Below are 12,302 nucleotides of genomic sequence, written 5' to 3'. Positions count from 1 at the left end.
CAGGAAGAACCCAGGAGGACAAGTGACCACAGAGCAGTCCGAACCAGTAGAGATTTCGACCCGCATCCGTCCCGGGGAATGGACGGAGGAAAGCCTGGCGGAGACCGTGGCCGGGTACCGGCGAAAACTCCTGGAGATGGGGGCGGCGCCGTCGGAGATCGACGTCGTAACGGACCGCGATCACGGGGGCGGGGTTTCGGTGGTGGCCACCTGGACCAAGGCCTGGCATCTTGAGACGCCCGGTTCCGGTTCGGACGCGTAAGCCTCGGCCCGGCGCAGGGGCCGGAAGACCCGCTGCGGCCGTCGGTGACAGGTTCCTCGACGGCCGCTGACGGCTGCGGCCCGGCGGCGGCGACCCCGCCACCCGCCGACGGCGGTGCCCTCAGCCGATGCTGGCTGCCTCGTCGAGCGTCCGCGATTCGAAGTGCTCCAGCATCTCGCGCATTGCCTCCACCTCCTGGGTGAAGGTGGCTGATGCCCGCCACTGTTCAATCTGTTCGAGGGACTCCCAGGGTCCGGTGCTGATGAACCGGTTCCTGACGTCATGGTCGTGCATGAGCACCGCCTTGGCGTTGGGGTAGTCCTCCTGCGTTTTTCTCGCCAAATCCCGCCAGGCCTGCACAAAATCGTTCTCGCGTCCCGGGTGGACCAGCCAGATTCCAAGCGTGTAGACAGACATGGCTGCCGCCTTCCATTCTCCGTACGGGGTTGATACCGCCGATTATGTTCCGGGGACGCGCGGGGCGGTAGGGCCGGATTGCCCGGCGGTGCGACAGAAAAGCCCGTCCGGCGGCCCCTTGAACGACGAGCATGCCCAGCCCTGAGCTCCGGGGTTGGACACAGTGGCAATATGTCCACCCGCCGGCCCGGGCGGTGGGCATGTCCCGTGGCTAACCGATCAGCGCCAGCACCGCTCCGGCAGTGACCACGCCGCCGGCTTCGGCCCGGACGTCGGTCACGGTTCCGTCCCGGTGCGCGGCGACCTGGGTCTCCATTTTCATCGCTTCGAGCACGACGACGGGGTCCCCGGCTGTAACTTCGGCCCCCGGTTCGACGAGCCACTTCACCACGGTTCCTGCCATGTCGGCGCGCAGTTCCCCCGGATCAGCGGGCGCGGCAGCGCCGCCGTCGGACGCGGTTCCCCGCGGGCCCTCCAGCGACACCCCGGCAGGCAAGGTCCCGCCGGGCAGCGTCCGGCCGGACCCGGCCCAACCGTCCAGCAAATCAGCCGGCAGGCCGACGGCGAGACGCTTGCCGTCGACCTCGACCGTGATGGTGCGGCGTTGGCCGTCGGGCGCCGTGGTGCTGTAGGCGGGGTCGGCAGGAATCCTGTCCGCGAAGTCGGTCTCAATCCAGCGGGTGTGGATTCCCAGGCCGGCCTCGGACGTGAAGTCCGGGGACTCCAGCACGGCCCGGTGGAACGGCAGCACGGTGGCCACCCCGGTGATGCTGAGCTCCGCGAGGGCACGGCGGGCGCGGCGCAAGGCCTGCTGCCGGTCCGCGCCGGTGACGATGAGCTTTGCTAGCAGCGAGTCGAACTGCGGAGGGACGAACGAGCCGGAGCGGACGCCGGAGTCGAGCCGGATCCCCGGGCCGGTGGGGCCGGAGAACTCGGCAACGGTGCCCGGCGAGGGGAGGAAGCCGCGGCCCACGTCCTCGGCGTTGAGCCGGAATTCGAAGGAGTGGCCGCGGGGCGCCGGGTCCCCGGTGAAGCGCAGCGGCTCCCCGGCCGCGATGCGGAACTGCTCCTGGACCAGGTCGATTCCGGTGGTTTCCTCGGTGATGGGGTGCTCCACCTGCAGGCGGGTGTTGACCTCCAGGAACGCGACCGTGCCGTCCGCGGCGACGAGGAATTCCACCGTGCCGGCGCCGGAGTAGCGGGCTTCCCGGCAGACGGCCTTGGACGCCTGATAGATCTGGCCGGTCTGCTCCTTCGTGAGGAAAGGTGCGGGGGCTTCCTCGACGAGTTTCTGGTGCCTGCGCTGCAGCGAGCAGTCGCGGGTTCCGACGACGACGACATTTCCGTGGGTATCCGCCAGGACCTGGGCCTCGACGTGGCGCGGCCGGTCGAGGTAGCGCTCCACGAAGCACTCCCCGCGGCCGAAGGCGGCGACGGCCTCGCGGACGGCGGAGTCGAAGGCCTCCTCGATTTCGTCGAGCGCACGGACCACCTTCATGCCGCGGCCGCCGCCGCCGAATGCCGCCTTGATTGCGATCGGCAGGCCGTGCTGCTCGGCGAAGGCGCGGGCTTCGGCCGCGGAACCGACTGGGCCGTCGCTGCCGGCCACGAGGGGCGCCCCGGCTCGGACGGCGGTTTCGCGGGCGGTGATCTTGTTGCCAAGAAGCCGGATGGCGTCGGGCGCGGGCCCGATCCAGGTCAGTCCGGCGTCGAGGACCGCCTGGGCGAAGTCGGCGTTCTCGGACAGGAAGCCGTAGCCGGGGTGGATGGCGTCGGCGCCGGATTCGGCGGCGGCGGCCAGCAGTTTGGGGATGTTCAGGTAGGTGTCGGCGGGCGAATTGCCGCCCAGGGCGAAGGCCTCGTCCGCCGCGGAGACGTGCAGGGCGTCGGCGTCGATGTCCGCGTAGACGGCGACGGACGCCAGTTGGGCGTCGTCGCAGGCCCGGGCGATCCGGACGGCGATTTCGCCGCGGTTGGCGATCAGGACCTTGCGCATCAGTTACTCACTTCTTCGTCGGGGGCTTGTTCGGCGGGGGTGTGGTCGGTGGTGGCGGCTCCGGTGCTGCCGGACTCAGCCCAGCGGAGGCGGATCCGGCCCCCGATCGGCACCTGCGCTGCAAGGTCCAGCTGCGTGTCGACGACGACGGCGATCACCGGGTAGCCGCCGGTGATCGGGTGATCGGCCAGGAACAGCACCGGCAAACCTTCGGGCGGGACCTGGAGGGCGCCGGCGACGGTGCCTTCGCTGGCCAACTCCCCATCCCGGCTACGTTGCAGCGGCGTTCCGTCGAGCCGCATGCCCACCCGGTTCGACTGCGGCTTGACCTGCCATTCCTGGGCGGTGAGCGACTCCAGCGCCTCGGCGTCGAACCAGTCAGCGCGCGGCCCGGGGACGACCTCGAGCACGGTCACCCCGGTGCCGGGGAACTCGGGCTGCAGTTCCGGGTGGCCGACGACTCCGGACTCGGAGTCGCCGCCGGAGGCCAGGAGCTGCCGCTCTGTCAGCGGCGCCGGGCCGATCCCGGACATCGTGTCGGTGGACCTGCTGCCGAGGACCAGGGCGGCATCCACTCCACCGCGGACCGCGAGGTAGCTGCGGAAACCGCTCTCCGGGGCGCCGATGCTCAGCGTCTCGCCGTCAAGCAGGGCGAAGGGCGTGGCTATCGGCACGGTACGGCGGTCGGGCTCCGCGTCACGACTGCCGGGGGTGGTGATGGCCAGTTCCGACGGCGCCCCGGCGACAGCCAGGACCTGGTCCCCGACGGCCTGGACGGTCAGTCCGCCGGCCACGGTCTCAATGACGGCGGCCGACGGCGCGTTGCCGACGAGGCGGTTGGCGCGGCGCAGCGAGGCGCGGTCCAGGGCTCCGGCGACGGAAACACCCAGTCCGGAGTGGCCGTGGCGTCCGAGGTCCTGGATCAGGCTCTGCAGGCCGGGCGAGACGATCCGGAGTCCGGAAGTCACCTCCGGCGCGGGGGTTTCAGTCCGCGGTTCCGGGGCAAGCGCCACGGTCTCGCGGACCGCGCGGAACTGGATCCGGTGGCCGGGTGCGGCCAGGGCGGGCTGCTCGCGGTCCATGTCCCACATCCGGGCGGCGGTGTGGCCGATCAGCTGCCAGCCGCCGGGTGAGCGGCGCGGGTAGACGGCCGAGTAGGTTCCGGCCAGCGCCACAGCACCTGCGGGCACCGCGGTGCGCGGTGAACTGCGGCGGGGCACGTTGAGGGCCTCGTTCTCCCCGACGAGGTAGCCGAATCCCGGGGCGAAGCCCGCGAAGGCCACGGTCCACTGCTGGCGGCAATGGGCGGCGATCACGCCCTCGATCCCGAGGCCGGTCAGCTCCGCCACTTCGGCGAGGTCCGCGCCGTTGTACACGGTGTCGATGACCACCAGGCCGCCGTCGCGTTGCACCGGGGCGGTGAGGTCGAGCTGCAGCAGCTGCGCGGCGATCCGGCGGGCGGCGACGGGCGAGTCGGCGGTGACCATGACGGTTTCGGCGGCGGCGAGCACGTCCAGCTGCCCGGGCAACGGGTGCTCGAGGAGCAGTGCCTGCAGCGCCAGCACGCCTTCGGTGCCGGTGAGTTCTGCGAGCACCGCGCGGGTGCCCACCGCCCGCACCGCGTTCACTTTGTGGACGGCCGCCTGCCGCGTTGCCACCGTTTCCATTGCTGCCTCCATCATTGCCGCCGTCTCCAGGGTCCGCGCCGCTTAGCCGCGGACTTCCTGCAGCAGCCGCTCTTCCTCGGCTGTCTGCGGGTTCCGGCCGATCGCCAGGCCCACCACCGTCACCACGGCGGAGACCGCGAGGTAGCCGGCGATCAGGAACCAGTTGCCGGTGGCGGCGTAGAGCGCGGTGAAGATCAGCGGGGCGACGGCGCCGCCGATCACGCCCGCCAAGGTGTAGGCCAGCGAGCTGCCGGCGTAGCGCAGCCGGGCCGGGAACTGCTCGGTGATGTAGGCGGCCTGCGGGCCGTACATGAACGCGTGGAAGGCGAGGCCGATCACGACGCCGAGGGTGAGCATCAGCACGGACTTGCCCTGGATCATCAGGAAGAACAGCGGGATGTAGACGGCCGTGCCGACGGCGGCGATCCCGTAGACGAGGCGGCGGTTGAAGCGGTCCGTGAGCGCGCCGGCGGCCGGGATCAGGGCGAGCTGGAAGGCCGAGCCGATCAGGATGGCGCCGAGGACGTTGCCGGTGGTCATGCCCAGCTGCTTGGTGGCGTAGAGGGCGACGAAGACCGTGAAGAGGGAGTAGAGCACGTCGGGGCAGATGCGCGACAGGGCGGCTGCCAGCAGCGCGCGGGGTTCCTTGGTGAAGACCTCCTTGATGGGGGCCTTAGGGGCCTCGCCGTGGGCCTGGATGGCTTTGAAGACGGGGGTTTCCTCAAGCTTGAGGCGGATCAGGAGGCCGAAGACCACCAGCAGGGCGGAGGCGAGGAAGGCCACGCGCCAGCCCCAGGACAGGAACGCCTCGTTACTGAGGGTTGCCGCGAGGAGGGCCAGCACACCGTTGGCCATCAGGTTGCCGGCGGGCGGGCCGATCTGGGCGGCCGAGGACCAGAAACCGCGCTTGCGGGCGTCGCCGAATTCGCTGGAGAGCAGGACGGCCCCGCCCCATTCGCCGCCGACGCCGATGCCCTGCGCCAGGCGCAGCAGCACCAGGATCGCCGGGGCCGCGACGCCGATGGCGGAGTAGTCGGGCAGCACACCGATCAGGACGGTGGCGACGCCGATGAGCATCAGTGTGACCACCAGGACGTGCTTGCGGCCGATCTTGTCGCCGAGCCGGCCGAAGATGACGCCGCCGATCGGGCGGGCCAGGTAGCCGACGGCGAAGGTGGAGAAGGACAGCAGCAGGCCGACCAGCTCATCCCCCACCGGGAAGAAGATCTTGGGGAAGATCAGCGCCGACGCCACGGAGTAGATCGCGAAGTCGTAGTACTCCAGCGAGGTGCCGGTGAGGCTTGCGATGTAGGCCTTGAGGGCGCCCGGGGGCAGGTTCTTTTTGCCGGCCCTCTTGCTGGCGGCCGGAGCGGCCTGGTGCGGTGCGGTCATGATGTTCCTCCAGATGCGGGTGCTGCCTGTGCTGGGTGGGTGTGCTGAAGTCGCACCGGGCTTAAAACGCAGCGCCGGTGAGGCTGTTTGGGGGTGTTGCTAGATGAATGAGGCGGTTCCGATGCCGGCAGCGCTAAGCGCCTCGCGAACCGCGGCCGCCATGGCTACGGCTCCCGGGGAGTCGCCGTGGACGCAGATGCTTTCGGCCCGGATTTTCAGGATGGAGCCGTCGATGGTGCGGACGGCGGAGTCGGTGGCCATCCGGAGGACATGTTCGGTGACCTCGGTGTGGTCATGCAGCACGGCTCCGGGGAGGGTGCGGGAGACCAGGGTGCCGTCGCGGTTGTAGGCGCGGTCCGCGAAGGCTTCGGTGACCGCCCGGAGCCCGGCCGCCTCGGCCAGGCGGAGCACTTCCGAGCCCGGCAGGCCCAGGATGGGCAGGTTCGGATCCACGGACTTCACCGCGTCGACGACGGCCCGAGCCTGCGCGGTGTGCGCGACGATCGCGTTGTACAGGCCGCCGTGCGGCTTGACGTAGGTGACCCGGCCGCCCTCCGCGGCGGCCAGGGCCTGCAGCGCACCGATCTGGTAAACGACGTCGTCCGCCAGTTCGTTGGGGTCGATGTCGAGGAAGCGGCGGCCGAAGCCCGCCAGGTCGCGGTAGCCGACGTGGGCGCCGATCATGACGCCGGCGGCGACCGCCTCGCGGCAGGTCCGGCGGATGACGCTGGGGTCCCCGGCGTGGAATCCGCAGGCCACATTGGCGCTCGACACGGAGCGGAACATCGCGGTGTCATCACCAAGGCTCCAGCGTCCGTAGGACTCGCCGACGTCGCTGTTCAGGTCGATGGTGTTCAGTCCGGTGTGTGCCATTTGTGATCCTCGTCTCAGTGCTTGGCCCCCTCCTAGAATGCACCATTGCGTCGGATTGTTCAACAATCCGACGATTCTTTCCGGAGGCAATCGTGTAGATTCGGCACTATGACGACTTCCGACGCCGGCCCCCGCGCCTTGGCGGCCGCGGCGCGGCTGCGCATCGCCGTCCCCTCGGTGGCGGACCGGGTGGCGGCCGAACTCCGCCAGCAGCTGGCCGACGGGGTGCTGCTGCCGGGCACCCGGCTGACCGAGTCGACGATTGCCGAGGACCTGGGCGTCTCACGCAACACCGTGCGCGAGGCCTTCGCCGAACTGGCCGCGGAGCGCCTGGTGGTCCGGCAGCCCAACCGCGGAGTCTTCGTGGCCAGCCTGGCCCCCGGCGACATCCACGACGTCTATACCGTGCGGCGCGCCATCGAGGTTGCGGCGCTGCGCGGCGGGGGCAGCCCGGAGCAGGTGGCCGAGGTCCGCGCCGCGGTTGAGGAAGGAAAGGCCGCGGCGGCGGCCGACGATGAGGAGGCGCTGGGCACGGCGAACCAGCACTTCCACCGCGCGATTGTGGCGCTGGCCGGAAGCCGGCGGCTGGATACGATCATGTCGCAGGTCCTCGCCGAGATGCGGCTGTTTTTCCACAAGGCCACCGTGGACGCGCACTTCTACCGCAGTTATCTGGACGACAATGAGCAGATCTGCGCCGCGCTGGAAGCCGGCCGCCCGGACCGCGCGGCGGACCTCCTGCTGGCCTACCTCGACCGCTCGGAACAGAGGCAGAGCGCCGTCCACGGCGAGTGAAGGCCTTGCATTTCCAGAGCCTGCGTTTCCAGAGCCTGCGTTTTCAGAGCCGGCGTGCTCCGGCGGCGGCCCGCACCGCAAAGATGTCCGGGGCCCGGAATCCGTGCCCGGCAAAGGCCTGCTGCACGGCCTCTTCCACGCGGCCGATATCGGGCCCGGGAACCAGCGCAATCGCGGAGCCGCCAAAGCCGCCGCCGGTCATCCGGGCCCCGATGGCTCCGGCGGCGCGGGCGGTGTCCACCGCGAGGTCCAGTTCCGGGCAGGAAATCTCGAAATCGTCGCGCATGGAGCGGTGGCTCGCATCCAGCAGCGCGCCGATCGCGGCGGCGCCCCGGCTCTCCAGCAGCCCGGCGGTCCGCGCCACCCGCTCGTTTTCATGGACGATGTGGCGGACCCTCCGGAAGGTTTCCCCGTCGAGAATACTTTCGGCCCGGGGAAGATCGGCGGCGCCGAGGTCCCGCAGGGCGGCCACGCCCATCAGTTCCGCGCCCCGGGCGCAGGAAGCCCGGCGCGCCGCGTAGCCGCCGCTGGCGTGGGCGTGGGAGACCTTGGTGTCGATCACCAGGCACACCAACCCTGCCTCCTCCAGCCACAGCGGGACCCGGGCGAAACTGCCGTCGCGGCAGTCCAGGTACACCGCGCAGTCCTCGGCGCCCAGCATGGAGGCGTACTGGTCCATGATCCCGGTGGGGGCGCCGACGACGTTATTCTCCGCGCGGCGGCCGATGTCCGCCAGATCGGTGGCGGCCAGATCCGCCCCGGCCAGGGCAGCGAGGGCGGATGCGACGGCGCATTCCAGCGCCGCCGAGGAAGACAGTCCCGCGCCGACCGGGACGTCGGAGGAAACGAACAGTTCGAACCCCGGCACGGATACCCCGGCGCGTTCGAGTTCCCAGGCAACGCCGGCGGGGTAGGCGGCCCAGGCCCCCGCGGGCCCCGGCTCGAACGTCTCGGGGTTGAAGGTGTCGAGGTCGAACTCGACCGGCGCCGCGGCGCCGAAGGCGGAGGCCAGCAGCACGCGGCGGTCGCTGCGGGCGGCGACGGCGACCGTCGTCGTCCGGTCGATGGCGAACGGCAGGACCAGGCCCTCGTTGTAGTCGGTGTGCTCGCCGATCAGGTTGACCCGCCCCGGAGCCTGCCACAGCCCGTCCGGGGCGTGCCCGAAGTGCGCGGTGAAGGCGTCGGCAACCGCTGCCGCGCCGGCGGTGCCGGCCGTGTCCGTCGGTGTCATGGCGTTCCTGTCCTGCCTGCCGCGGTGGCCCGCAGCGCGGCGGCGACCTGTTCCGGTGTGGTGTCGTTGATGAAGGCGCCCATCGCGGCCTCGGAGCCGGCGAGGAATTTTAGCTTGTCCGCGGCCCGCCGCGGCGAGGTGATCTGCAGCTGGAGGTAGCCGGAGCGGCGCAGGGCCGGGTCTACCGGCGCCTGGTGCCAGGCGCTGATATACGGCGTCGGGGTGCCGTACAAACCGTCGAGGCGGCCCAGGAGATCCGGGTATATGACGGCGAGTTCGTCGCGTTCGGCGCCGTTCAGCGCCGCGAGGTCGGGCACCTGGCGGTGCGGGACGAGGTGGATTTCGAGGGGCCAGCGCGCCGCGAACGGGACATAGGCGCTGAAGTGCTCGCCTTCGACCAGCATCCGCGAGCCGTCCGCCCGCTCCGCGGCCAGGATGTGTCCGGTGAGGGTCTGTCCCGTGGCCGCGAGGAAGGCCTCCGCGGCCCTGGCCATTACCGCGGCCCGCGGTGTGATGTAGGGGTAGGCGTAGATCTGCCCGTGCGGGTGGTGCAGCGTTACGCCGATGTCCTGGCCGCGGTTCTCGAAGCAGAACACCTGCTGGACCCCGGGCAGCGCGCTGAGGGCCTCGGTGCGGTGCGCCCAGGCGTCGATCACGGTGCGGACCCGCCGGGTGCCCAGCTTGGCGAAGGCGCCGGTGTGGTCGGGGGTGAACGCCACCACTTCGCAGCGGCCGCCGGCAGTGCCGCGGGTGCCCCAGCCGGGCGCGGCCGGCGCGGCGGCGAGGTCCGGCCCCAGCGAGGGGAAGCGGTTTTCGAAGACGGCGACGTCGTAGTCCGGCGCCGGGATCTCCGAGGGCCGGCCCGGCGTGCTCGGGCAGAGCGGACATTCGTCCGCCGGCGGCAGGTGCGTCCGGTGCTGGCGGTGGGCCGCCACGGCCACCCACTCGCCGGTCAGCGCGTCGAAGCGGACCTCCCCCGAGGGGCCCCGCGGGGGCAGCCCGCGGGTGTCTTCCGTGCGGCGCTGCTGCGGGGTGGTGCCGTCGTCGAAGTAGAGCAGTTCCCGCCCGTCCGCGAGGCGGGTGCTGCTGACCGCCGTCCGCGATGCGGGGGCAGCGGCGCGGCTGGTGCTGCTGGTCATGGTGTGGTCCTTAACGCGGATTGGGTGAGGCGGAAATGGGAGAGGTGAAATCGGGGAGGCGGGCGGGTCATCCCGCCGGCCGCCCGGCGGCGTCCGAAGCTACACGGCGAAGATGCTCCACGAGGCCCGGTGCGACTCCCCCGGCTCGAGCCGCACCAGGTCGTCCCCGCTGTTGAAAGCATCCGGCGGGCAGCTCATCGGTTCGACGGCGAGCCCGGCCCTGCCGGGTCTGGGCGGTTCGGTGTCGCCGGTGTAGAGCTGCAGCCAGGGCAGGCTCCGGTCCCAGGACATTCCAACACCGCCGCCGCCGGGATCCCGGACGAGAAGCCGGGCGCGACCGCCGTCGTCGAAGCCCAGCCCGGTGAAGGCGTTGTCGATCATCGTCGCACCGATGGGGCGCGGGGTGTGGAAATCGTAAGCGTGCCCGCGCACCGGCTGCCGCCCGGCGGGCAGGCGCCGTTCCGGATCGGCGGCCAGGAAGGTGTCGGCCCGGAATTCCAGGGTCCATTCATCCAGCGGTGCGGGGCCGGCCACCAGGTAGGGGTGCGGGCAGACGCCGTACGGCGCGGCCCGGTCCCCCGCGTTGCTTGCCGTCACCTCGGAGTGCAGGCCGTCCCCGTCCAGCCGGTAGCCGGCGGTGAGCCGGACCGCGAAAGGGTAGCCCGGGACCGGGCCGAGGGTGCAGGAGAGCACCAGCGAGGACTCTCCGCGGGCTTCGGCAATCCAGTCCTGGCCGAGGGCCAGGCCGTGCAGGGCGCAGCCGCGCCCGGGCTCGTTGACCGGCAACCGGTGGCTTTCGCCGTCGAAACTGTAGCGGCCGTCGGCGATCCGGTTCGGCCAGGGGGCTGCGATGATGCCCCGGAAGTCCGGGATCGGTCCGCCGGCCGGGAACGGAAGCACCAGGTCGCGGTCCCCGTGCCGCAACTGGCGCAGCGCGCCGGCCCGCGCGGTGAAGACGGCGCTGTAGCCGCCGGCCTGGATCCGGTGGTCGGTCCAGGTCACAGGCCGCCGGCCAGCCGGTAGTACGCCGCGTTCCAGTTCAGTTCCTTCTTGAACTGCTTGATCGTGGTGCCCTCGTCGATCGCGAGCAGTTCGGTGCGGGCGATCTCGGCAAAATCCTCGAAGACGTCCATGCCGACGGCGGTGGTCAGCACGGTGTGGTGGGCCGCGCCGGCGGTCAGCCACGCCGTGGCGGAGGTTGCGAAGTCCGGCTTGGGCGACCAGAGGGCGCGCGCCACGGGCAGCTTGGGCAGCGGTTCGTCCAGGTCCACGACGTCGACGGCGTTTGCGACCAGGCGGAAGCGGTCGCGCATATCCGAGAGCGCCACCACGACGCCGGGCCCGGCGTCCGTGTCGAAGACCATCCGGACAGGGTCGTCCTTGCCGCCGATGCCGAGCGGGTGGATTTCGACCCGCGGCTTCGAGGCGGTCAGCGAGGGGCAGACCTCCAGCATGTGGGCGCCCAGGATCTTCTCCTGGCCGGGGGTGAGGTGGTAGGTGTAGTCCTCCATCAGGGAGGCGCCGCCGGGCAGTCCGGCGCCCATGACCTTGGCCGCGCGGACCAGCAGCGCGGTCTTCCAGTCACCCTCGGCGCCGAAGCCGTAGCCGTCCGCCATCAGCCGCTGGACGGCCATGCCGGGCAGTTGCCGCAGCGCGCCCAGGTCCTCGAAGGAGGTGGTGAACGCCGCGGACCCGTTGGTTTCCAGGAAGTGCCGCAGCCCCAGTTCAATCCGGGCGCTGTAGCGCAGCGATTCGTGCCGCGCTCCCCCGGTTTTCAGCTCGGCGGCCACTTCGTAGAGCCGCTCGTACTCGGCCACCAGCGCGTCGACGTCGGACTCCGCGGCGCCGTGCACGGCGTCGGCGAGCTCGTTGACGGACCAGGTGTTGACGGAGACGCCGAAGCGCAGTTCGGCCTCGGTCTTGTCGCCCTCGGTGACGGCGACGTTGCGCATGTTGTCCCCGAAGCGGGTGAGTTTCAGGGTCCGCACCGCCGCCCAGCCAGCCGAGGCGCGCTGCCACACCCCTACCTGGCGGGTGACCTCGGGGTTGGACACGTGGCCCACCACCGTTTTGCGCGGAATGCCCAGCCGGGACTGGATGTAACCGAACTCCCGGTCGCCGTGCGCGGCCTGGTTCAGGTTCATGAAGTCGAAGTCGATGTCCGCCCAGGGAAGCTCCACGTTGGCCTGGGTGTGCAGGTGGAGCAGCGGCTTGCGCAGCAGGTCCAGGCCCTGGATCCACATCTTCGCCGGCGAGAAGGTGTGCATCCAGGCGGTAACACCGATTACCGCGTCGTCGGAGTTCGCTTCGAGGGCGGTCCGCCGGATCGCATCCGAGTCGGTCAGCACCGGCTTCCAGACCACCCGGACCGGGACGTCGGAGGAGCCGTTGAGCTGGCGGGCGATTTCCTGCGACTGCTCCGCCACCTGCTTGAGGACGGCCTCGCCATAGAGGTGCTGGCTGCCGGTGAGGAACCAGACCTCATAGGACTCAAGGGAGGTGTTGTGGGCGTGGGTCATGGGATTCTCCT

11 protein-coding genes are annotated in these 12,302 nt (G+C 70.9%); 2 read left to right on the top strand and 9 right to left on the bottom strand.

Annotation, left to right across the window (positions count from 1 at the left end):
• The first annotated feature begins 22 nt into the window (after positions 1–22).
• The gene (locus tag AC1MED_RS01085; RefSeq protein ID WP_346958693.1) at positions 23–262 is read left to right on the top strand and encodes a hypothetical protein; all 240 of its coding nucleotides are present in this window, start codon (positions 23–25) and stop codon (positions 260–262) included.
• A 120-nt stretch (positions 263–382) separates the two neighbouring features.
• On the opposite strand, the gene AC1MED_RS01080 is transcribed toward AC1MED_RS01085, so the two are convergent.
• From AC1MED_RS01080 to AC1MED_RS01060, 5 genes are all read right to left on the bottom strand, one after another.
• Positions 383–679: an antibiotic biosynthesis monooxygenase family protein gene (locus tag AC1MED_RS01080; protein ID WP_479784983.1), complete on the bottom strand. Its 297-nt coding sequence runs from the start codon at positions 677–679 to the stop codon at positions 383–385.
• Between the two features lie 211 nt (positions 680–890).
• Positions 891–2,675 (bottom strand): acetyl/propionyl/methylcrotonyl-CoA carboxylase subunit alpha, encoded by a 1,785-nt coding sequence (locus AC1MED_RS01075; protein WP_479784981.1) that lies wholly within the window; start codon positions 2,673–2,675, stop codon positions 891–893.
• Positions 2,675–4,354, bottom strand: coding sequence for a 5-oxoprolinase subunit B/C family protein (locus tag AC1MED_RS01070; RefSeq protein WP_479786732.1), 1,680 nt, complete (start codon positions 4,352–4,354; stop codon positions 2,675–2,677). Before AC1MED_RS01070 ends, AC1MED_RS01075 begins: the two co-directional genes overlap by 1 nt.
• 30 nt (positions 4,355–4,384) lie before the next feature.
• The gene (locus AC1MED_RS01065) at positions 4,385–5,734 is read right to left on the bottom strand and encodes an MFS transporter (RefSeq protein WP_479784979.1); all 1,350 of its coding nucleotides are present in this window, start codon (positions 5,732–5,734) and stop codon (positions 4,385–4,387) included.
• A gap of 99 nt (positions 5,735–5,833) precedes the next feature.
• On the bottom strand, positions 5,834–6,592 hold the full coding sequence (locus AC1MED_RS01060) for a LamB/YcsF family protein (protein ID WP_346958921.1): 759 nt from the start codon (positions 6,590–6,592) through the stop codon (positions 5,834–5,836).
• A 123-nt stretch (positions 6,593–6,715) separates the two neighbouring features.
• Between AC1MED_RS01060 and AC1MED_RS01055 the strand changes: the two genes are divergently transcribed.
• Entirely contained in the window at positions 6,716–7,402 is a 687-nt protein-coding gene (locus tag AC1MED_RS01055; protein WP_479784977.1) for a GntR family transcriptional regulator, read from the top strand.
• Between the two features lie 43 nt (positions 7,403–7,445).
• On the opposite strand, the gene galK is transcribed toward AC1MED_RS01055, so the two are convergent.
• The 4 genes from galK to araA form a co-directional block, all read right to left on the bottom strand.
• Positions 7,446–8,633 carry a galactokinase gene (galK, locus tag AC1MED_RS01050; RefSeq protein ID WP_479784975.1) on the bottom strand — a complete coding sequence of 396 codons (1,188 nt, stop codon included), beginning with the start codon at positions 8,631–8,633 and terminating at the stop codon, positions 7,446–7,448.
• Complete coding sequence (gene galT, locus AC1MED_RS01045) at positions 8,630–9,772, bottom strand: galactose-1-phosphate uridylyltransferase (protein WP_479784973.1); 1,143 nt, start codon at positions 9,770–9,772, stop codon at positions 8,630–8,632. Before galT ends, galK begins: the two co-directional genes overlap by 4 nt.
• A 99-nt stretch (positions 9,773–9,871) precedes the next feature.
• Positions 9,872–10,774 carry an aldose 1-epimerase family protein gene (locus AC1MED_RS01040; RefSeq protein WP_479784971.1) on the bottom strand — a complete coding sequence of 301 codons (903 nt, stop codon included), beginning with the start codon at positions 10,772–10,774 and terminating at the stop codon, positions 9,872–9,874.
• Positions 10,771–12,291, bottom strand: coding sequence for an L-arabinose isomerase (araA, locus tag AC1MED_RS01035; RefSeq protein ID WP_479777770.1), 1,521 nt, complete (start codon positions 12,289–12,291; stop codon positions 10,771–10,773). The genes AC1MED_RS01040 and araA overlap by 4 nt, the downstream gene beginning before the upstream one ends.
• Between the last annotated feature and the right edge of the window lie 11 nt (positions 12,292–12,302).

Source organism: Arthrobacter sp. BI5, assembly GCF_056680065.1.
This window is presented reverse-complemented; position numbering and strand designations above follow the sequence as displayed.

Excerpts from the sequence above, each read along its gene's own strand:
- AC1MED_RS01070 (WP_479786732.1), bottom strand. The coding sequence starts at position 4,354 with ATGGAGGCAGCAATGGAAACGGTGGCAACGCGGCAGGCGGCCGTCCAC.
- galK (WP_479784975.1), bottom strand. The coding sequence starts at position 8,633 with ATGACACCGACGGACACGGCCGGCACCGCCGGCGCGGCAGCGGTTGCC.
- AC1MED_RS01055 (WP_479784977.1), top strand. The coding sequence starts at position 6,716 with ATGACGACTTCCGACGCCGGCCCCCGCGCCTTGGCGGCCGCGGCGCGG.
- AC1MED_RS01080 (WP_479784983.1), bottom strand. The coding sequence starts at position 679 with ATGTCTGTCTACACGCTTGGAATCTGGCTGGTCCACCCGGGACGCGAG.
- AC1MED_RS01065 (WP_479784979.1), bottom strand. The coding sequence starts at position 5,734 with ATGACCGCACCGCACCAGGCCGCTCCGGCCGCCAGCAAGAGGGCCGGC.
- AC1MED_RS01075 (WP_479784981.1), bottom strand. The coding sequence starts at position 2,675 with ATGCGCAAGGTCCTGATCGCCAACCGCGGCGAAATCGCCGTCCGGATC.
- araA (WP_479777770.1), bottom strand. The coding sequence starts at position 12,291 with ATGACCCACGCCCACAACACCTCCCTTGAGTCCTATGAGGTCTGGTTC.
- galT (WP_479784973.1), bottom strand. The coding sequence starts at position 9,772 with ATGACCAGCAGCACCAGCCGCGCCGCTGCCCCCGCATCGCGGACGGCG.